Source organism: Cocleimonas sp. KMM 6892 (assembly GCF_035798195.1).
GTDB lineage: Bacteria > Pseudomonadota > Gammaproteobacteria > Thiotrichales > Thiotrichaceae > Cocleimonas > Cocleimonas flava.
On sequence record NZ_JAPFBV010000002.1, the window covers coordinates 362,120 to 381,657 of the forward strand.

Annotated in this window: 16 protein-coding genes; 11 read left to right on the top strand and 5 right to left on the bottom strand. The window is 41.4% G+C overall.

What is annotated here, in order from left to right:
* Positions 1-15: 15 nt before the first annotated feature.
* On the top strand, positions 16-567 hold the full coding sequence (gene folE / locus OO007_RS07295; RefSeq protein ID WP_325808300.1) for a GTP cyclohydrolase I FolE: 552 nt from the start codon (positions 16-18) through the stop codon (positions 565-567).
* A gap of 176 nt (positions 568-743) precedes the next feature.
* Complete coding sequence (locus OO007_RS07300; RefSeq protein ID WP_325808301.1) at positions 744-1,532, top strand: sulfite exporter TauE/SafE family protein; 789 nt, start codon at positions 744-746, stop codon at positions 1,530-1,532.
* A 97-nt stretch (positions 1,533-1,629) separates the two neighbouring features.
* On the opposite strand, the gene OO007_RS07305 is transcribed toward OO007_RS07300, so the two are convergent.
* Positions 1,630-2,538 (bottom strand): NAD(P)-dependent oxidoreductase, encoded by a 909-nt coding sequence (locus tag OO007_RS07305; RefSeq protein WP_325808302.1) that lies wholly within the window; start codon positions 2,536-2,538, stop codon positions 1,630-1,632.
* Positions 2,539-2,665: 127 nt separating this feature from the next.
* Here OO007_RS07305 and OO007_RS07310 point away from each other — a divergent pair, with 127 nt between their 5' ends.
* The 7 genes from OO007_RS07310 to OO007_RS07340 all read left to right on the top strand — a co-directional run bounded on the left by OO007_RS07310 (position 2,666) and on the right by OO007_RS07340 (position 9,658).
* On the top strand, positions 2,666-3,187 hold the full coding sequence (locus OO007_RS07310; RefSeq protein ID WP_325808303.1) for a M23 family metallopeptidase: 522 nt from the start codon (positions 2,666-2,668) through the stop codon (positions 3,185-3,187).
* A gap of 76 nt (positions 3,188-3,263) precedes the next feature.
* A complete protein-coding gene (locus OO007_RS07315) occupies positions 3,264-3,962 on the top strand; it encodes a response regulator transcription factor (RefSeq protein ID WP_325808304.1) in 699 nt (232 codons plus the stop codon).
* A 24-nt stretch (positions 3,963-3,986) separates the two neighbouring features.
* Positions 3,987-5,564: a HAMP domain-containing sensor histidine kinase gene (locus OO007_RS07320; protein WP_325808305.1), complete on the top strand. Its 1,578-nt coding sequence runs from the start codon at positions 3,987-3,989 to the stop codon at positions 5,562-5,564.
* A gap of 27 nt (positions 5,565-5,591) precedes the next feature.
* Entirely contained in the window at positions 5,592-6,083 is a 492-nt protein-coding gene (locus tag OO007_RS07325; protein WP_325808306.1) for a nuclear transport factor 2 family protein, read from the top strand.
* 109 nt (positions 6,084-6,192) lie between these two features.
* Positions 6,193-7,200, top strand: coding sequence for a porphobilinogen synthase (gene hemB, locus OO007_RS07330; protein ID WP_325808307.1), 1,008 nt, complete (start codon positions 6,193-6,195; stop codon positions 7,198-7,200).
* 152 nt (positions 7,201-7,352) lie between these two features.
* Entirely contained in the window at positions 7,353-8,195 is an 843-nt protein-coding gene (gene aroE / locus OO007_RS07335; RefSeq protein WP_325808308.1) for a shikimate dehydrogenase, read from the top strand.
* Positions 8,196-8,245: 50 nt separating this feature from the next.
* Positions 8,246-9,658, top strand: coding sequence for a DEAD/DEAH box helicase (locus tag OO007_RS07340; RefSeq protein WP_325808309.1), 1,413 nt, complete (start codon positions 8,246-8,248; stop codon positions 9,656-9,658).
* A 301-nt stretch (positions 9,659-9,959) separates the two neighbouring features.
* Here the strand turns inward: OO007_RS07340 and OO007_RS07345 are convergent, their stop codons facing one another.
* Entirely contained in the window at positions 9,960-10,403 is a 444-nt protein-coding gene (locus OO007_RS07345; RefSeq protein ID WP_131905405.1) for a CopD family protein, read from the bottom strand.
* A 327-nt stretch (positions 10,404-10,730) separates the two neighbouring features.
* On the opposite strand from OO007_RS07345, the gene OO007_RS07350 reads away from it, so the two are divergent.
* Positions 10,731-12,089 carry a dicarboxylate/amino acid:cation symporter gene (locus tag OO007_RS07350; protein WP_165874652.1) on the top strand — a complete coding sequence of 453 codons (1,359 nt, stop codon included), beginning with the start codon at positions 10,731-10,733 and terminating at the stop codon, positions 12,087-12,089.
* Positions 12,090-12,285: 196 nt separating this feature from the next.
* On the opposite strand, the gene purH is transcribed toward OO007_RS07350, so the two are convergent.
* Complete coding sequence (gene purH / locus OO007_RS07355; protein ID WP_325808310.1) at positions 12,286-13,854, bottom strand: bifunctional phosphoribosylaminoimidazolecarboxamide formyltransferase/IMP cyclohydrolase; 1,569 nt, start codon at positions 13,852-13,854, stop codon at positions 12,286-12,288.
* Between the two features lie 92 nt (positions 13,855-13,946).
* On the opposite strand from purH, the gene OO007_RS07360 reads away from it, so the two are divergent.
* On the top strand, positions 13,947-15,155 hold the full coding sequence (locus OO007_RS07360) for an MFS transporter (RefSeq protein WP_325808311.1): 1,209 nt from the start codon (positions 13,947-13,949) through the stop codon (positions 15,153-15,155).
* Between the two features lie 236 nt (positions 15,156-15,391).
* Here OO007_RS07360 and OO007_RS07365 read toward each other — a convergent pair whose 3' ends face one another.
* Together OO007_RS07365 and OO007_RS07370 are read right to left on the bottom strand one after the other, a co-directional pair.
* On the bottom strand, positions 15,392-17,104 hold the full coding sequence (locus OO007_RS07365; protein WP_325808312.1) for a proline--tRNA ligase: 1,713 nt from the start codon (positions 17,102-17,104) through the stop codon (positions 15,392-15,394).
* Between the two features lie 239 nt (positions 17,105-17,343).
* Complete coding sequence (locus tag OO007_RS07370) at positions 17,344-19,095, bottom strand: multiheme c-type cytochrome (protein ID WP_325808313.1); 1,752 nt, start codon at positions 19,093-19,095, stop codon at positions 17,344-17,346.
* Positions 19,096-19,538 lie beyond the last annotated feature (443 nt).

Below are 19,538 nucleotides of genomic sequence, written 5' to 3' on the forward strand. Positions count from 1 at the left end.
AAGGAAGGATAACAAATGGATAACAGCAAACTCTACTCAGAATTACTGACTAATCTGGGCGAAGATGTTAATCGTGACGGGCTTCAAAAAACGCCTGAACGAGCGGCAAAAGCAATGGAGTTTCTAACCAAGGGTTATGATCAAGACCTTGATGAGGTCATCAATGGTGCGGTGTTTGATTCTGATAATGACCAGATGGTGATTGTAAAAGATATCGAAATGTATTCATTGTGCGAACATCATTTGTTGCCATTTGTTGGCAAAGTACACGTCGCGTATTTGCCAGAAGGTAAAGTCATTGGTTTATCCAAAGTTGCACGTATCACTGATATGTACGCAAGACGTTTGCAGATTCAAGAAAATATGACCAAGCAAATCGCCGAAGCAATAAAATATGCGACAGGTTCTAGCAGCGTTGGTGTGGTTATAGAAGCACAGCATTTTTGCATGATGATGCGCGGCGTCGAGAAGCAGGGTTCCTCAACGATCTCTTCCATGATGCTGGGAACATTCCGTGAAAATGCCAAAACCCGCGAAGAGTTTTTGAATCTGATTAAAAAGTTTTAACCGTCTTTTAATGTTTAATTTTTAATCGTCGGTTTGTTATTCAATATCCTCCTCAAAAAAGCATGCTTCATAGCAATGTGAATATTTCTATAAACTAGTTTGGATAAGGCTGGTTTCTTATAAAACATATCATCTATACTTCTGGTCTTTTATCAAAGTCCAGAATGTAGAATGCTATGGCTGATCTCCTTTTATTATTAATTACGGGTGCTTTTGCAGGCATTCTTGCGGGCTTATTGGGCGTTGGCGGCGGCGTTGTAATCGTACCGGTGCTGGTATTTATCTTCCAGTATCAAGGCGTAGATCCTTCAATCATTATGCATACTGCGATAGGAACCTCCCTGGCGACAATAGTTTTTACTTCGATATCATCAATTCGCGCGCATCACGCTCACGGTGCAATACTCTGGCCAATATTCTGGAAAATGACACCGGGGATTTTATTGGGTGCTTTGATTGGGGCGGCTATTGCCGATGCTTTACCCAGTGATACCTTAAAACTTATTTTCTCGCCATTCCTTATGGCGGTTGCTGTGCAAATGGCACTAAATAAACAACCCAAGCCACATCGGAAATTACCCGAGCGTGCTGGCTTATTATCTGCAAGTACGGCTATTGGGGCGATATCATCCTTGCTCGGTATTGGCGGCGGATCGTTGAATGTACCTTTTATGGCCTTGTGTAATATCGAGGTTCGAAAAGCAGTTGCAACATCCGCAGCCATTGGATTACCTATTGCTTTAGCGGGAACTCTAGGCTTTATTATTTCTGGTTGGGATTCCGAAGCAATGCCAGAATGGAGTCTGGGTTATATCAATTTGTCAGCCGCCTTAAGTATTGTTGTAGCCAGTGCCTTAACAGCTCCTTATGGCGCAAAACTCGCACATAAGATTCCGGTGTTAGTGTTAAAGCGAATCTTTGCTGTACTGCTATTTTTTGTATCGATAAAATTACTTGTGAGTTAAATTTTTTTCATTAGTAAACAATGGCTTGTGAATAAAAAAGATATAACAAGTGAGTTACCAGAATACCAATAAGACAATTTCCAGATGGTGACTGACCCTACTTTTTGTTTAAAGCGAGTATCAATGCACTGTGGTCCAGTCCACCTTGGCCTTCATTGATGAGTTTTTCAAACAGTGAGCGATTCAATTTAGTTGCAGGTAAATCCTGATCGTATTCAGCTGCCAACTCCAGGGCTTGAGTAAGGTCTTTGTGCTGTGTGGTGATTTTTCCACCAGGTTCGAATGTTTCATCAATCATACGCTGACCGTGTAGTTCTAATACTCGTGATGCAGCAAAACCTCCCATCAAAGCTTCACGTACTTTTGCTACATCCGCGCCAGCTTGTTTGGCTAAGGTTAGCGCTTCTGCGACAGCGCCTATATTTAAGCCTACGATAACCTGATTGGCAGCTTTTGTTACCTGACCAGTTCCAACATCACCGATGTGTACCAGTGAACTACCTAATACATCAAAGATCGGTTTAGCCTTTTCGATAGATACATCAGAACCTCCCGCCATTATGACTAAGCTGGCGTTTATCGCGCCGAGCTCCCCACCTGATACGGGTGCATCTATATAGTCAACGCCAATCGTTTTAAGTTTTTCTGCAAATGCGCGTGTCTTAGTAACGGCAGAAGTGCCCATATCAATGACTAAAGAACCTTTTTGAAGAGAGTCAAATAAGCCATTGTAACCAAAAATTACTGTTTCTAAAGCATTAGTATCTGAAAGCATTAATATGATGATGTTAGTTTGTGAAGCTACGTCAGCAGCATTTTTAGCTGCGGTAATGTTAGGTTGCTGGCTAAGCTCATGAACCACTTGCTGGCTACGATTGTGAACGATAAGTTCTGCACCAGCGTTTTGTAGATTTAAACACATGGGTTTGCCCATTAAGCCTAAGCCGATAAAACCAATCGTATAGCCTTTTAAATTATTTGTTTGAGCTTGATCATTTATTGTCATCAAAAAAACTGCCTAAAAGTAGGGGGGTGACTTATCCTAATCAAAAATGTCTAGTTTTACTATATTTTGCACCATATCTGCACATTTCATTCGCTGTATATGCAATTCACAGTGTTTTACTAACAGCATGAACTTTTCACTGATCAATAAAATCTTTATTATGCTACTTGTGATATTTAGTTTTGGCTTTGTGTTGCCAGAGCAACGCAAGATACCCGTCGAGAACGCATCACCAAAGGATTGGAATTCTGAATCTTTTTGGTATTACCCATGGGGTAAATCCAGAACACATAAAGGCATCGATATCTTCGCTAAAGAAGGAACTCCGGTCAAAGCATCTACAGGTGGTTTTATCCTATACAACGGTAAAATTTCCATGGGTGGCAATGTGGTGTTTATGCTGGGTCCAAAATGGCGTTTTCATTATTACGCTCATTTAAAAGACAGCTCCAAAAGACGATTTGGTTTTGTCGATGCAGGTCAGCAAATCGGTTCGGTGGGTACGTCAGGAAATGCAGCCGGTAAATCGCCGCATTTACACTATTCGATTAAAAGCATGTATCCTCAGGTCTGGAAGTATGATGTAAAACAGAGGCAAGCCTGGAAGCGCACGTTTTTTGTTAACCCTGATGAATATTTGCGTTTGTAGGCTTTGATACTAAGTAACTAATTTTAAACAATAAATGTAAGCCATTAAGAACTTCACTAAATAGAATATATAAACAATGACTCAGAAAAAAATATTGGTTGTAGATGATGATCCACATATTCGCGAAGTAATTACATTTGCGCTTGAAAAGGCTGAAATGTCTGTGACTACGGCAAGCGATGGCAGACAGGCACTACAAATTTATACCGATTCTCCGGCTGATTTGATCGTGCTGGATATCAATATGCCAGAAATGGATGGCCTTGAATGTTGCCGGGAAATTCGTAAAACCTCTGAAGTGCCTATCTTGTTTTTATCCTCACGCGATGAAGAGATCGATCGTATTCTTGGTCTGGAGATTGGCGGTGATGATTACGTGACCAAACCGTTTAGCCCACGTGAACTGGTTGCCAGAATTAATGTGATACTTAAACGAACGCAGGCCATCCAGCCTCAAGCTCAAACCGATGATAAAACGCTGACTCACGGTAAGCTGGTATTAGACACGGAACAGCACGCACTATGGTGGGATAAAATTGCGGTTTCATTGACCGCAACAGAATTTGCGATGCTGGCACAAATGCTAAAACAGCCAAAACGCGTTTTCAGTCGAGATGCCATAATGCAGGGTTCGTATCAATACAATGTGTTTGTCAGTGATCGCACGATTGATAGCCATATCCGCCATATCCGCTCTAAATTCTCAGAGGTGGGGTGTCATAAAATTATCGAGACTCAACACGGTGTGGGTTATCGTTTGAGTGCTTGTGAATAAAGTCGCTCTAAGAATAGTCAATTAATGCGAATAGACGCTAAACAACGGGTGAGAAAGCTCTTCCGACTACGCACCATTTTGCTGATGGTGATGCTCTCGGTATTACTGCTGCCCTTAGGAAGTTTGTACTTCTTTCGGTTTTACGAAAATGTATTAGTGCAAAAAACCGAGGTAGAATTAATCACTCAATCTGCCGTTTTCTCAGCACTGTATCGAGAGTTTATCGGACATAATAATCCTCAGGACAATGGTGTTTACGCGCCGGTAGAACCACAACTCGATTTATCTAAACAAAAAATATTACCGCGTCGTCCGCAAGCCAGATTAGTGTTAAGTAGCTTTGAAGACACTGATCTTAGTCCTGCACAAATTGCGGGTGAGCGTATGCAAAATATTCTACTTAGTACGCAAAAGGTCACCTTGGCTGGAATGCGAATTCTGGATAATCAGGGGTTGGTGGTAGCTGGACGAAGTGAAATAGGTATGTCGCTGGTGCATATTCCGGAAGTCCAACAAGCATTGAAAGGTGAATACGCTGCGGTATTGCGTGAGCGTATTTCTGATGAGCCACCACCGTCCATTGCGTCTTTAAGTCGTGGAACAGGTATTCGCGTATTTACTGCTTTTCCGATTATTGATCAGGGGCAAGTGTATGGAGTGGTCTATCTTTCTCGAACGCCGCAGAATATCCTCAAGCACTTGTACAGCATCAAAGAAAAAGTCATCTTGTTGTCCCTGGTGTTACTTGGTTTAACAGGTTTGATCGTTCTATTTATTTCATCGCGGTTATCACGACCCATTCGAGAGTTAATCGAACAAACACAAAAAGTGACCAGTGGAGAAAGTGAAACGGTTGAAGTATTAAAACAACCCGGTACTTATGAGCTTTCAAAGTTATCGAATAGTTTTGCCAAAATGTCACAAACATTACACGAACGTTCGCAATATATTCAGCAATTTGCTTCACATGTGTCGCATGAGTTCAAAACACCGCTCACGTCGATGCAGGGTTCTTTGGAGTTGTTGCAAGAACACGGCGATGACATGCCAAAGGAACAGCATCAGCGTTTTATCAATAACCTACAGGATGACACGGAACGTCTGAAGCGGCTGGTTAATCGTTTGTTAGAACAGGCTCGTGCGGATTCTCTTCAAGGCAGTGCAGACTCGAGTAATTTACTGGAATCTATGAAAGCCATTGAATCGCGCTATGCTGATGAAAAAATTGAATTTATCTACAGTAAGCTGGAAATGGATAGACAAGTGGCTATCGGCAAATCTGCCCTGCAAAGTGTGATCAGTAATCTGGTCGATAATAGTTTGCAGCATGGCTCGAGTAAAATAGCGATTCAAATCACTGAAGAAAAAGATCAACTATCCATCGCATTTGTTGATGATGGCAAAGGTATCTCAGAGGCTAACCGTAAGCGCATTTTCACCCCCTTCTTTACCACCAAACGAGAAACGGGAGGCACTGGTTTAGGTTTGGGTATTATCGAATCTATTCTCAAAGCTTCGAATGGCACAATTAAGAATGAAGATACTGCCGGAGATGATTACCCGGGTGCTAAATTCGTCATAAATTTAGCGCTGGTACAGTAGAGTTTCCTTATGCTTTAAGGAACTTTGATGTATCATTCGACTATGAAAAAAGATAACTCAGAATACTATTTTGCCACGGCTGATGAAGCCGAAGCTGCATTTTACTCCGCCTTTGAAATGGGTGATAAAGATTTGATGGAAGCGTTAATAGCCGATGATAATGTCAGCTGTATTCACCCATCATCCGTACCTTTAGTTGGCAGAGAGGACGTGATTGAAAGCTGGAATCAAATATTACATGCAATCTCAGGTTCTGTAATAAAAGTAGAAGTCATGAATCGTACAAATTCGAACGGCGTTGCCGTGCATTTGGTCACTGAAATATTTGCTGATAGTGACGATATAGAAACCGAGTTTTCAGAAGTTCTGGCAACCAACGTCTATGTTGAACAGGAAAACGGTTGGAGATTGATGATGCACCATGCTTCATATATTTCTGAATCTGAATATACTGATGAAGATTTATTAGAAGATTCTGAAGACCTTATGGACTACGAAATATCTCAGACTGTTCACTAAACTTACTACTCATTTAATTCATTAACTTTTGCCTAGATGATTTACTTTGTAACACTGTAAAAGTTAATAAAATCTAATTGATTTAATCAATAAGCTGGAAGATTTTACTATGCCAATAACCACTGGTTCATTCCCTCATTCTAGAATGCGTCGTATGCGTCGTGATGATTTCTCTCGTCGCTTAATGCGCGAAAACACACTAACTACTGATGACCTGATTTATCCTATATTTGTTATTGAGGGTGAAAACACTCGTGAAGCTGTAGCATCAATGCCAGGTGTTGATCGTATAACCTTGGATATACTCGCTGAAGAAGCGAAGCAGGTGGCTGAATTAGGCATCCCTGCGATGGCAATTTTCCCTGTAGCCGGTGACAGCAAAAAATCGGATTTAGCGGAAGAAGCATACAATCCTGAAGGATTGGCGCAACGTGCTATTCGTGTCATCAAAGCGGCAGCCCCAGAGTTAGGTGTAATCACCGATGTTGCGCTTGATCCGTTTACATCACATGGTCAGGACGGTTTGATGAATGATGAAGGCTACATAATGAATGAAGAGACGGTTGAAGTCTTAGTCAAACAAGCGGTTTCCCATGCTGATGCAGGTGCTGATGTTGTGGCTCCTTCGGATATGATGGATGGACGCATTGGCTCAATACGTGAAGCATTGGAAGCGGCAGGTCATATTAATACTCGTATTCTTGCTTATTCCGCAAAATACGCATCTGCTTTTTATGGGCCTTTCAGAGATGCTGTCGGTTCATCAGGTAATCTCGGTAGCGGCAATAAATACAGTTACCAGCAAGACCCTGCGAATAGCGATGAAGCGCTCTATGAAGTTGCGTTAGACTTACAGGAAGGTGCTGATATGGTGATGATAAAGCCAGGCATGCCTTATCTGGATATCGTGCGCCGTGTTAAAGATGAATTCAAAGCACCGACGTATGTGTATCAGGTCAGTGGCGAATACGCGATGTTAAAAGCCGCGACTATAAATGGCTGGCTGGATGAAGAAGCGGTAGTCATGGAAGCATTACTTGGAATGAAACGTGCCGGCGCAGATGGAATTTTGACCTACTTCGCTAAAGATGTTGCTCGCTGGTTGAAGAAAGCTTAAATAGCGCCATATTGTAGTTACAGTAAGCCAAAATAAATACCCACTTAATTCAAAGGCACCCCCCACTTATCGGCAGTATTTTAGAAAGTGGTGGGGTGTATTATCTCAATAAAGTTTGATGGATAAGAGATAAACGCACAGGATTCACACAAATGGATAAATACGCCGTTATCGGTAACCCTATCGCCCACAGCAAATCACCGCAGATTCATCAGATGTTCGCGCAACAAGCGGACGAAGATATCATGTATGAAGCACTGTTATCTCCTACAGATGAATTCAAAGAAACGGTTGAAGCTTTTCGTAAAGGCGGAGGCATGGGTTTAAATGTAACCGTACCCTTCAAACAGGAAGCGTGGGAATTGGCAGATGAATTAAGTGATTACGCCAAAAAAGCGGGAGCAGTAAATACCCTCGTATTTAGAGAAGATGGTAGCATTTACGGTACTAATACCGATGGAATCGGCTTGGTTCGTGATCTGGTAGAAAATCATCACAGCCAGATACAGGGCAAACGCATTTTAATTCTAGGGGCAGGTGGTGCAGTCAGAGGTATTCTGCAACCGTTATTAATGCAATTGCCGAGTCAAATATTTATCGCTAATCGCACCCCGGAACGCGCCACAGAATTAGTCGCTGATATGCAGGAACTGTCACAGCAGAACTCTCCAGTATGTGAATTAGCGGGTGGCGGCTTCAATGACATCGAAGGCGAATACGATTTAATCATCAATGGCACAGCGGCTAGCCTTCAAGGCATCATGCCACCGATCCCTGAAAGCTGTTTAGCGTCAGGCGTGCATTGTTATGATATGATGTACGGAGGTAGACCAACTGCATTTGAATTTTGGTGCGAAGATCAAGGTGCTACTAAAGTAATGAACGGGCTGGGGATGTTAGTAGAGCAAGCCGCTGAGTCATTTTCAATCTGGCGCACAAAGATGCCGGACACTAAACCCGTGCTGGAAGCTATGCAATTATCATGGCTCGCATAAAGAAAGTTCAGATCATGTCGATTAGAGCTTTCATAACATAGAAATAATAAATGAATAATACGACAAAAGAAGAAACAGTAGAATTACACCAAACACATTTAAGTGATGTCAAATTTGCCGATTTGCCATTACTGCCAGAGTTAAAGTCAGCAATCACTGAAATGGGCTTTGAATTTTGTACACCCATTCAGGCTAAAACATTGCCAATCAGTCTCGAAGGCAGAGACATCGCCGGTCAGGCACAAACAGGAACCGGCAAGACAGCGGCGTTTTTATTAGCTGCGTTTCAACATTTAATCAAACACCCAAAACCTAATAAGAATAAGCGTAATCAATCTCAAGTGCGCTTTGTAATACTCGCTCCAACCCGCGAACTCGCGATTCAGATTGCCAAAGATGCCGAAAAGCTGAGCAAAAATACCGAATTAAAAATTGCCTTAGCCTACGGTGGTACCGGTTACGACCAACAACAAAAAGCCATAGAAGCAGGTGTTGATGTTCTGATTGGAACACCTGGTCGAATTATTGATTACTGGAAGAAAAAAGTATTCAGCCTGCACGAATGTCAGGGCTTAGTCCTTGATGAAGCCGACCGCATGCTTGATCTTGGTTTTATTCAGGATATCCGCTTTTTATTAAGACGTTTACCAGATCCAGGCAAAAGACTCAGCATGATGTTTTCTGCCACCTTATCGCATCGTGTCATGGAATTGTCCTACGAGCACATGAACCAGCCTGAAAAACTGGAAATCAAAGCCGAAGCAGTTAATACCAAGAAAATTGCGCAGTATGTTTACTATCCATCCAACGATGAAAAAATCCCACTGTTGATTGGTTTGATTCAAAAGTTGAAACCAGAGCGTGCGATTGTTTTTGTAAATACCAAACGTAATGCTGAAACCATTGATGACTACTTGCGCGGCAATGACATTCAAGCCGTGCTTATTTCGGGTGATGTACGCCAGAACAAACGCCAGAGTCTGTTAAAAGAATTTGCAGCGGGTAAGCATCAGGTATTGATAGCTACGGATGTAGCTGCGCGTGGATTACACATTGATGATGTGTCGCATGTGTTCAATTATGATCTACCTCAAATCGCGGAAGATTATGTACATCGTATAGGTCGTACCGCTCGTGCTGGTGCATCGGGTGAAGCTCATAGTTTTGCTTGTGAAGATACTGCCTTCTACTTGCCAGAAATTGAAGAATACATCGGTATATCGATAGAGATGGCAAGTGTAACTGCAGAGTTACTTGCAGATGATTTGAAACCACGTAAGCGTATTACCCGTGATCGTGTGCCACAGCGACCGAATAACAACGGTAACAAACCTGGCCAGAAACACTCTGGAAAGCCTCGCAATGGCGGTGGTTATAAGGGCAAAAACCCTCGTAATAAATCAGGTAACCAATCATCGAATAAAACGGCTAACAAATCAGATAACAAGCCAAAAGCGTCTTAACTGGTTTACATCGTTAGTTAAAGCCAATTAAATCTAACTAAAAAAAAGGCTTCAAAGTAGGGGGGTGCAATACTCTCCTACGGTATTTGTCCTAGATTTTCATAAACACGTGGTTCAACCTAATTTTCTATTGGTTTTACCAGCCTCTAAAACTGGCTAGATTTTATTTCTATCCTATTTGATACTGATTAATTACCTCCAATTAGTTATCACTCAATAAATAACAGCTAATAAATAACAGACATAAAAAAGCCCCCATAGCAGGAGGCTTTCTTTTTATTATCTAGATTAGATAAAACTACTAAATGAAGTATCTACCAGCAGTAGCAACAATAATAGTAACAATGCCTATCACTGTATTAATACCAACGAACATTCTGATTTGACCTAATGCTTTACCGCCTTCTGGCCAGCTTTCAGATGCAACAGCTTTCTTCAATTTATTATACGGTGCAAAAAATACATGCATGAAGAGTAGCATCATGATTATTCCTAAACCCATCATGCTGTGAATATAAATAGCTTTAGGGAATTGCGTCATCATCCATAACCCTGTCACCAGAATGACAATCACACAAAGCCAGACCCATGGAAAAAAACGTTTAAAGGTAGCAACCCAGAGTGTTAAGCGTAACGGTGGTTCTAAAGTATCTACAGCAGCAGGACGCAACGCCTGATGTGCAAAAAACATACCGCCAACCCAAACTACTACTGCTAATACATGAAGTGCTAGTGCAATCGACATAAACATAAAAACTATTCCATTATTTTGAATGTCACATTCTCACAAAGAAACTAGCAAGTAACAAGCAAATTCAAGTAATACGAGTGTTTGTTGCAGAAGTTTAATCTAAATATGAAAAATATATTTTATTTAAAATTAATCACTTAGCCATACATGTTTTTTTGCTTGTGTAAATGAGGCAAATTTCAGTCAATTTGTATCACTTTCCAATTATTCTGTACTACACTTTTTTAGTATTAGGCGAGTTAATTAAAGAAATAATCATAATAAAACTCAACAGTTTCAGAACTAAATGATTGGAATTATTAATAACATGGAGATAATTTTATGAGTGAAAAGAAAAAAATGAGTCTGACGGTCAAAGTGCTGTTGGGCATGGCTTTGGGGATACTTGTGGGGTTAGTCCTTAACCTGACAGGTTTGATTTCAAACTCGTTTGTCGACACCTATATCGTTAATGGATTGTTTCATGTCGTAGGCAAGATGTTCGTTAATGCCTTGAAAATGCTCGTTGTTCCGTTGGTATTCTTCTCTCTGATTTGTGGTGTGTGTGGTATCGGTGATATCAGAATGCTGGGTCGCGTCGGTGGTAAATCATTTGCCCTGTATATGATGACTACGGCAATCGCGATCGCTACTGCAATCATCATCGCGGTTAGCTTCGGTATTGGTAAAGGCATGAATGTAGATTCAGCCGCGGCTTTTACGGGTAAAGAATCTCCACCGTTGACGCAGGTATTAATCGATATCATCCCAACAAATCCTGTTAAATCAATGGCTCAGGGTGATATGTTACCGTTGATTTTCTTCTCGATTCTATTGGGCATTAGCATGTTGTTGGTAGGACGAAAAGCCAAACCTTTTGTTGAAGGTGCTGAGATTGCGAATGAAATCATGATGAAGATGGTTAACATAGTGATGGCAGTTGCTCCTTATGCGGTATTCGCGTTGATTGCAAAAGCAGTCGCTACTTTAGGTCTTGATCTACTCGCGTCATTGGCCGGATATGTGCTGGTATTGGTCGGCGCATTAATGTTCCATTTGTTTATCACGCTGATGATAGTACTCAAGGTTTTCTCAGGGCTGAGTCCCGCGATGTTCTTGAAGAAGATCAGGAATGTTCAGGTGTTCGCTTTCAGTACGGCAAGTTCTAACGCGACGATTCCGGTTACCATGAGAACGGTCACCGAACGTTTTGGTGTGAATAATTCAGTCGCTTCCTTCACCGTTCCCTTTGGTGCAACCATAAATATGGATGGAACAGCGATTATGCAGGGTGTAGCCACCGTGTTTATCGCTAATGTCTATAATGTCGAACTGGGTGTAGGTGGTTACTTAACGGTTATTTTGATGTCGGTACTGGCCTCAATAGGAACAGCCGGTGTGCCAGGTGTTGGTTTAATCATGTTGTCCATGGTGTTTACCCAAGTGGGATTACCTGTTGAAGGTATCGGTTTAGTCCTAGGTGTCGATCGTCTGATGGATATGATTAGAACGGCAGTGAATGTTTCGGGTGATGCGACAGTATCAACTGTAGTCGCTAAAAGTGAAGGTAAGCTGGATATTGATGTTTATAATGATCCGTTGGCGGGCACTCACAACGAAGAAGATATCGGTGAGTTCGATGCTGAGGTTGAGAAAGAAATGGCAGAAGCTATCGAAGCTGCACATAAACGAGATCGCTAAGTTGGTCTCTAATTAAGTTGGCTGAATTTAGCTTATGCAAAGTAAGCTAATAGAAATAAGCTAATTTAAGGCATAAAAAAAGCAGAGTATTAACTCTGCTTTTTTTATGATTTGGAAAGGGTTTTAATTCAATCAGTTATTGATAATTGTTATATCAAAACTTAAACACACCCCCCCACTTATGGGCAATTTTTTATTAATGTCTGAAATGACGCATTCCAGTGAACACCATTGCCATGTTAGCTTCATCAGCAGCTGCAATAACTTCTGCATCACGCATAGATCCACCGGGTTGGATAACAGCAGCAATACCTGCTTCTGCAGCGGCATCAATACCATCACGGAAAGGGAAGAAGGCATCAGAAGCCATTACAGAGCCTGTTACTGTTAAGTCTGCATGTTCCGCTTTGATTCCTGCAATACGTGCAGAATTTATGCGACTCATTTGACCAGCGCCAACGCCAATCGTCATTTGATTCTTTGCATAAACAATAGCGTTAGATTTAACAAACTTCGCTATTTTCCAGGCAAACAGAAGATCACGCATTTCTTCATCGCTAGGGCTACGTTTAGTAACCACTTCTAGTTTTTCATAAAGTTGTAAATCTGCATCTTGAACTAATAAGCCACCATTAACGCGTTTAAAATCTAAACGTGCAATGGATTCAGCAAAATCACCACATTCTAATAAACGAACGTTTTCTTTGCTGCTAACGGCTTCGCTAGCTCCCGCTGATACGTGTGGAGCAATAATCACTTCTACGAATTGTTTTTCGATGATTGCTTTCGCCGTTTTTTCATCTAATTCTTTGTTGAATGCGATGATGCCACCAAAGGCTGATTCTGGATCAGTGCTAAATGCACGCTCGTAAGCTTCCAGAAGATTGTCTCCAGTAGCAACGCCACACGGGTTAGCATGTTTGACGATGACACAGGCGGCTTCTGAATCGAATTGTTTAACGCATTCTAATGCTGCATCTGTATCTGCAATATTATTGTAAGAGAGTTCCTTACCTTGTAATTGCTTTGCAGTAGCGATATTCGCTTCTTGCTGATTTTCTTCAACATAGAAAGCAGCAGACTGGTGAGAGTTTTCACCGTAACGGGTTGTTTGTGCTAATTTGAATTGTGCATTAAACGTAGATGGGAAACCTTTAGGTTCGTCATTCTCAACGATTTTTCCTAAGTAGTTTGCGATCATGCCATCATAACCCGCAGTGTGTTCGAAAGCTTTTGTGGCTAGCTTGAAACGAGTGTCTTTAGAAATGCTTCCGTTATTTTCTTCAAGCTCTTTCTCTACCGTCGCGTAATCCGATGGATTCACAACGATAGTGACATGCGCATGGTTTTTCGCGCTGGCACGAACCATTGTTGGACCGCCGATATCGATATTTTCAATCGCATCTTCAAAGCTACAGCCTTCTTTAGCAATTGTTTCTGCAAACGGGTATAGATTAACCACAATAAGATCAATAGGCGGAATATCATGCTGTTGCATTACAGCATCGTCAGTGCCTCTGCGAGCGAGAATACCGCCGTGTATTTTTGGATGTAACGTTTTAACACGGCCGTCCATCATTTCAGGAAAACCTGTGTAGTCTGAAACCTCAATTACAGGCACATTATTATCAGCCAGTAGTTTTGCGGTGCCACCTGTAGAAAGAAGCTCGATGCCTTTAGCATGCAGGTTTTTGGCAAATTCTAACAAACCAGTTTTGTCGGAAACACTTAATAATGCGCGTTGCACAGGACGGTTATCAGCCATTTAATTAAATCCTTATATCGAAAAAATAGAATGGACGGAGTATCGCATACCCTCTATGGTGTGGCACTTCGTTTCTGAAAAAAACTTTAGCTATGAGCGCACTAATAAGCACAGATAAAATGCCATTTTCCGTGTATTTGCTGGCCATTTGTCAGGCCTTATTGATGAGTGGTTCATCGTTATTGATAACGGCATCTGCCTTGGTAAGTCTGACCTTAACGGATGATAAAATACTGGTTACTCTACCATTGTCATTACAGTTTCTGGCGCAGATGTTAACCAGCATCCCGGCGTCATTACTGATGGGTAAATGGGGAAGACGTGCTGGTTTTATGTTTGGCAGTTTGTTTGGGATTACAGGCGGTTGTTTGGCTGTGTATGCGGTATTTACCACTAATTTCTGGTTATTCGCTGTTGCCTCATTTTCTATCGGAGTATTTAACGGATTCGGTACTTACTTTCGTTTCGCTGCGGTAGATGTTGTCGCAGTCAGTAATCGTGCTAAGGCCATTTCTTATGTGATGGTAGGTGGAGTTATAGCTGCTTTTATCGGCCCAAATCTGGCTAACTTTGGTAGAGGAATGGTCGATAACATTCCTTTCGTGGGCGGCTTTGTTTACGTTACCGTACTTTATGTTTTAATTTTTATTGTATTATTTTTCATAAAGTTACCGCCAGCTTCTATCGTTGATTTGCAACATACTGGGCGGCCATTAAAACAGATTGCCATGCAGCCGACGTTTATCGTTGCGGTAATCTGCGGTATGTTGGGATATGGCGTTATGACGTATGTGATGACCGCTACACCGTTAGCGATGCATCATCATCAACATGCGTTTGATCAAACCGCTTTTGTGATTCAGTGGCATGTACTCGCCATGTTTGCCCCTTCTTTCTTCACCGGAACAATCATTCAAAAGGTGGGAGTAATTAAAGTCATGGTGACAGGAGCAGTATTGGCATTGATTTGCACATTGATAAACCTATCAGGTACATCGGTGTGGCATTTTTGGGTAGCTTTGGTAGCACTCGGAATCAGCTGGAATTTCCTGTTTATTGGCGCATCAACACTGTTAACTGAAACTTACAAACCAGAAGAAACGGCAAAGTCTCAGGCGTTGAATGATTTTATGGTGTTCTCGATGGTAACTATTGCATCATTATCCGCAGGAATTTTTCAAAACAAGTTTGGTTGGGAGTCGGTCAATATTGGCGGGATACTTTTTGTGGGCGTTATATTGGCAAGTATTTTCTGGTTAGTCAGAATGCCTGTGGAGAAACGTTTAGCTGCTAAGATTTGATTAAACAAACAAACAAACAAACAAACAAACAAACAAACAAACAAACAAACAAACAAACAAACAAACAAAAGTAATTATTGTTTATATAAAAAAGGCCTAAAAGTAGGGGGGTGACTTAAGTAGTTATAAAAGCTACTAAACCAGATTTAGCAATGTGCCTCGACGATTTCTTACGAAATCTATGATGGACTTGTCTGGCTCTTAGTGAGCCAAGACAAGCCACTTTTTTCTTGTATTTAGGCTTTTAACTTATCCGCAACAAACTGCATGATATCAGCACGTTGAACATCATTTGCGTCGTCATCTGTACGAGATTTAAACTCAACCTGTCCTTCTTTCAAACCACGATCAGAAATAACGATGCGATGTGGGATACCAATCAGCTCATGATCAGCGAACATTGCACCTGGGCGCATATTACGATCATCCAGTAATACATCGTAACCGGCTGCAATCAGCTCTTCATACAAGGCATCAGCTTCTGCTTTTACGTCTTCTGATTTATTGTAATTGATAGGCACAATACTTAACTGGAAAGGGGCTAATGCTGCTGGCCAGATAATGCCGTTATCATCATGACTTTGTTCGATACTTGCTGCCACAACACGGGTAATACCGATGCCGTAACAACCCATGGTCATTATTTCTGGTTTGCCGTTTTCACCTAATACTGTGGCATTCATCGCTTCTGAGTATTTAGTACCTAGCTGGAAGATATGTCCGACTTCTATTCCACGAAGAATACTGAGCGTGCCTTTTCCGTCAGGGCTAGGATCTCCTTCTACAACGTTACGTACGTCTACATACTCTGGTTCTGGTAGATCGCGTCCCCAGTTTACGCCGATGTGATGTTTATCATCGACATTCGCACCACAGACAAAATCAGCCATGTTCTTAACGGCATGGTCAGCAAAGATTCTGATCTTCAGACCAACAGGGCCAATAGAACCGGCGTTACAGCCAACAGCCTGAAGCAGTTGTTCTTCTGTAGCTGGCGTTAACGGTGAACCAATGCCATCAATTTTCTCGGCTTTTAATTCGTTTAACTGATCATTGCCTTGCATCAGAATTGCAACGACTTCGCCTTCTTCTTCACCTTCGACAATTAATGTCTTGATGGAAGATTCTGCGGGTTTATTCAAGAATGCAGATACCGCATCAATCGTGTGAGAATCCGGCGTATCAACCGTTTGCATTTCTTCAGTCGGCGCAGGGCGCTCGCCTTTAGGTGGAAGAGCCACGGCGAGTTCGATATTAGCGGCGTAATCACTTTCATCGGAAAATGCTATCGCATCTTCACCAGAATCAGCCAATACGTGGAATTCGTGAGAAGTACTGCCACCAATCGCGCCAGAGTCTGCAAGAACAGGTCTGAAGGTTAATCCCATGCGTTCAAAAATACGCGAATAAGCCGCATGAATTTGATCGTAAGTTTCTTGCAAAGATTCCTGTGTGGTATGGAATGAGTATGCGTCTTTCATGATGAACTCACGTGAACGCATTACCCCAAAACGAGGACGAACCTCATCACGGAATTTTGTTTGAATCTGATAATAAGTCACAGGAAGTTCTTTATAACTTTTCAACTCTTTACGAGCGTAATCTGTGATAATTTCTTCGTGCGTTGGGCCGTAACAGAACTCAGCACCTTTTCTGTCGTTCATGCGCAGTAATTCAGGACCAAACTGTTCCCATCGACCAGACTCTTGCCATAGCTCTGCCGGTTGTACCGTTGGCATGAGTAATTCTACTAGACCCGCTTTATTGAGTTCATCACGAACGATTTCTTCAACTTTACGCATTACCTTGAGGCCAAAGGGCGCCCAGGTATATAGACCTGATGAGACACGTTTGATCATGCCGGCTTTCAGCATTAACTGGTGACTTTTAATTTCTGCATCGGCAGGCGTTTCGCGGAGGGTGGAAATTGGAAAATGAGATACTTTCATGAAATAGCTTGGTTATTATCAAAGCGCTCAATTTTAGTCCTTGCGTGACTGAGCACAAGTACTATTTTCATAATAAAGGATATCAACGATAGGATGGCGTGGTTTCTATCTATCCAATCTGATATTGGCCTGTAAAAAAACGGCTCAAAGCAGGGGGGTGGCTTTTGTATAAAGGACCAAGATACATGGTTTTCTTAAATATCGAATACTACGTTTAGCCACCCAAACAGGATGAATCTTTATAAATTAGCCTCTACGGATATCACTTCTTCATGACGAAAACGTGCATTATCGTACATAAGTTTGAAGTCATTAACTAAGCTATGTGCAGATTTATCCTTAAATAAGTCTGTGGCGAAGCGGTAGGAAATGGATTGATAATTCAATGTGGCTTTCACAATGTATGAACCAGTAGGGATATTTTGCAGTTGATAGGTAACGACATCTTCTGCAGCATCAAAGTTTTCATCATCAATTGCATTACCCTTTGCGCCGATATCTACCGGAATATGGCTCTTATCCATGCCTTTGGCTAATAAGCGATTATCTTTGATATAGCCTGCGCTATTTAATAAGGTGTAATTAACCGAATTGTCCGTATTAACCATGATGCTTTCATAGACCTGAACTTGATCAGCAGAGGTAATCAGATCATGGTGTTTTTCATATTCTGTATTAGTGCTATTTGTAGTGTCGTTATCATTATCAGAATCTACACCAGATATTTGTCCTAAGTGATTGATTGCACCAGATTCAAATACCAGATCACCGTCTGTATTAGTCACTTGAATATGTAGCCATGCTCTTCGAGAGGGAAATCCACTGGGGAATTTATGCCCGGTTTTATTTTTCAAATGAACGTTAAATGATAATTGCTGGTTTTCCTGTTGTAGATTTTCAATCGCAATGTCGGCTGAACTTCTAAGCGTTTCTTTTGTTAAATTTATCGTATTACTGAAGTCATTCACTGGTAAACCCAGTGTCGTAGAATTGTTCTGTAAGATATCTAGCATGACGGTATTAGCACCAACAAACTGATGCTTGGAAAAATGATCTCGTGCTTCAACAAAACTGGGTCTACTCGCAATTTTTGTTTTGCCAGAGGCTAATGGCATGTGACAACTCTGGCAGCTTTCTTCGCTGCCTGGTTTTGCAAAATCGCTATTTTTCCATTCGCTGTAAATCATCTGTTCTGGAAACTCATTAGCAGTAAGGTTTCCGGAGGTATCGATTATCGGAGTTTTAACATCATGGCAACTGCCACACAGTGCAGAGTCGGAAATATGTTGGCTCTCAACGGGTGTATAGCCTGTGCTATTGAGCATAGGTCCCTGAATTGGATTGGAGAATGGTCCATAGAGCTTTGGGTCGGCGGTATTATCAGCAATCACAAACTTACCTGATGTTGCTGCTTCTGTACCAAATCCTGCGGTATTTTCTATCTGGTGGCAAACCGTACAACTGACGCCTTCAGCAGCTTGATTGAAATAAGGGTTATCTGGAGACAAAAAACCATCCTCAAACAAGGTAATGGCTTCATCTTTAAAGGTTGCTTCTACATGTGCCATTGGCATGTGGCATCGGGCGCATTTACCCTCGATTGTTTTACCGTGTTCCGGATTACGTACCACTTCGCTGGCAACTTTTGCTTTCCAGAAGGGATCACGAGCGCTATTAGCCATCATGGTTGTTTGCCAGGCAGTGACTATGGATAAATCTTCACCCATATCATCACTTAAGCCATCATGGCATTGCGCACAATTATCCGAACCGCTGAAATGATCAGAGGTAAAATCATGTGCTGATTGCTCTACGGATGTAATCGTTGTGCTATCTGTATCTTCGGGGGGTGCTGGTATAACAGGAGTAATGATATCTTGATTTTCATTTGACGTTACAGTTGATTCACTGGAACTATTTGAGCCACCACAAGCGAAAAGAAAGACAGTCAATGAAAAGAATGAAAGTGATCTTATTATTATTGTTCTCATGATAAAAATACTTCTTAATAAATGTAAACTGACTTTACGTTCTTACAAAGAACAGCCTGCAAAGTCCCCAATATTATTAAATAAGTATATGTTTATGCTTATCTGTTGAAATTAACAATTGTTTATTTCTGAGTTGTTTTTTATCTGATTTTCATCTGTATTTATTGGTTTCTTATATATTTCTCTCTTTTCTCTCTTTTCTCTCTTTTCACATCTATGTTAGATATGTTTATTTTTATCACTCATTAACAATTCTTCTTATAAAAAATTAACAATTGTCGTTGTTGATAATTTTACTCCGTTATCTACTAGAGATTAATCGAGTGGTGTAATGCATCAATAATAAAAACACAAAATCTGCTTGCATAAGGAAATATCACCAGCTCACAAGGCGAAACGAGTTTTAAATCTTCAGCCTTCACGTGCTTAGTCGTTTTTCAGGG

Excerpts from the sequence above, each read along its gene's own strand:
- OO007_RS07310 (WP_325808303.1), top strand. The coding sequence starts at position 2,666 with ATGAACTTTTCACTGATCAATAAAATCTTTATTATGCTACTTGTGATA.
- OO007_RS07300 (WP_325808301.1), top strand. The coding sequence starts at position 744 with ATGGCTGATCTCCTTTTATTATTAATTACGGGTGCTTTTGCAGGCATT.
- OO007_RS07320 (WP_325808305.1), top strand. The coding sequence starts at position 3,987 with ATGCGAATAGACGCTAAACAACGGGTGAGAAAGCTCTTCCGACTACGC.
- OO007_RS07360 (WP_325808311.1), top strand. The coding sequence starts at position 13,947 with ATGAGCGCACTAATAAGCACAGATAAAATGCCATTTTCCGTGTATTTG.
- folE (WP_325808300.1), top strand. The coding sequence starts at position 16 with ATGGATAACAGCAAACTCTACTCAGAATTACTGACTAATCTGGGCGAA.
- OO007_RS07305 (WP_325808302.1), bottom strand. The coding sequence starts at position 2,538 with ATGACAATAAATGATCAAGCTCAAACAAATAATTTAAAAGGCTATACG.
- OO007_RS07370 (WP_325808313.1), bottom strand. The coding sequence starts at position 19,095 with ATGAGAACAATAATAATAAGATCACTTTCATTCTTTTCATTGACTGTC.
- OO007_RS07340 (WP_325808309.1), top strand. The coding sequence starts at position 8,246 with ATGAATAATACGACAAAAGAAGAAACAGTAGAATTACACCAAACACAT.
- OO007_RS07325 (WP_325808306.1), top strand. The coding sequence starts at position 5,592 with ATGTATCATTCGACTATGAAAAAAGATAACTCAGAATACTATTTTGCC.
- OO007_RS07345 (WP_131905405.1), bottom strand. The coding sequence starts at position 10,403 with ATGTCGATTGCACTAGCACTTCATGTATTAGCAGTAGTAGTTTGGGTT.
- aroE (WP_325808308.1), top strand. The coding sequence starts at position 7,353 with ATGGATAAATACGCCGTTATCGGTAACCCTATCGCCCACAGCAAATCA.
- OO007_RS07350 (WP_165874652.1), top strand. The coding sequence starts at position 10,731 with ATGAGTGAAAAGAAAAAAATGAGTCTGACGGTCAAAGTGCTGTTGGGC.
- hemB (WP_325808307.1), top strand. The coding sequence starts at position 6,193 with ATGCCAATAACCACTGGTTCATTCCCTCATTCTAGAATGCGTCGTATG.
- OO007_RS07315 (WP_325808304.1), top strand. The coding sequence starts at position 3,264 with ATGACTCAGAAAAAAATATTGGTTGTAGATGATGATCCACATATTCGC.
- purH (WP_325808310.1), bottom strand. The coding sequence starts at position 13,854 with ATGGCTGATAACCGTCCTGTGCAACGCGCATTATTAAGTGTTTCCGAC.
- OO007_RS07365 (WP_325808312.1), bottom strand. The coding sequence starts at position 17,104 with ATGAAAGTATCTCATTTTCCAATTTCCACCCTCCGCGAAACGCCTGCC.